The sequence below is a fragment of the Oleiphilus sp. HI0080 genome (assembly GCF_001635135.1).
The window spans coordinates 1-968 of record NZ_LWFU01001120.1; the positions used below are offsets into that span (position 1 = coordinate 1).

At 50.3% G+C, this 968-nt stretch carries 2 protein-coding genes; one reads left to right on the forward strand and one right to left on the reverse strand.

Annotation, left to right across the window (positions count from 1 at the left end; genetic code table 11):
• On the forward strand, positions 1 to 717 hold a 717-nt coding region (gene pta / locus A3751_RS20270; RefSeq protein WP_068458704.1), incomplete at its 5' end, for a phosphate acetyltransferase.
• On the opposite strand, the gene A3751_RS23250 is transcribed toward pta, so the two are convergent.
• Positions 714 to 968 (reverse strand): hypothetical protein (locus tag A3751_RS23250; RefSeq protein WP_197466563.1); only part of this gene is annotated, 255 nt, incomplete at its 5' end. The genes pta and A3751_RS23250 overlap by 4 nt on opposite strands.

Sequence of the window (968 nt, forward strand, 5' to 3'; positions counted from 1 at the left end):
CGCTCGTTACTTGAAGATAACGTTGTTCTTGCGACCATGATGGTCGCGCTTGACGAGGTTGATGGACTGGTCTCCGGCGCTGTTCACACCACGGCGAACACCGTTCGACCAGCCCTACAGCTCATCAAAACGAGCCCTGGCGCGAAAGTAGTGTCGTCGATCTTCTTTATGTGCCTACCCGAGCAAGTTCTGGTTTATGGTGACTGTGCAATCAATCCTGAACCGAACGCAGAAGAGCTTGCAGATATCGCGATTCAAAGCGCAGATTCTGCCCGCGCTTTTGGTATAGAGCCCAAAGTCGCCATGATTAGTTACAGCACTGGGTCTAGCGGCAGCGGCGCTGATGTTGAAAAGGTTCGTGCAGCAACCATTATTGCCCAAAAAGCACGACCAGATTTGATTATAGACGGCCCCTTGCAGTATGACGCCGCGGCAATTGAAAGCGTTGCTGCCAAGAAGGCACCAGATAGCCCTGTCGCAGGCCAGGCGACAGTCTTCATCTTTCCTGATCTCAATACCGGAAACACCACCTATAAAGCAGTGCAACGAAGTGCCAATGTGGTAAGTATGGGCCCCATGCTTCAAGGCCTGAACAAACCCGTAAACGACTTGTCTCGGGGAGCCCTTGTCGACGACATCATCTACACTATTGCGCTGACCGCTATACAAGCTCAGCAGGTCGACGACGAAAAAAAGGCCGCACTGAAAGATAACTAGAATTTAAACTCAGCGACAAGCATGGGGTGATCTGAAAAAGACTGCATATCAAGCGTAAACGCTTGTTTGCAGCGCACCCCCTTGAACAGAATGTGATCGATCATGTAGCGCCTGTTTTCAGTGATGTCATATCGCTCGCAAGCCGTCAGAACGTTACTACTCTGCGTTTCTTTTTCTAACGTCTTTAGCACCGGAGACGAACGATAGTCGTTAAAATCCCCAAGCAAGACTACGGCATCGACATTCTCAAA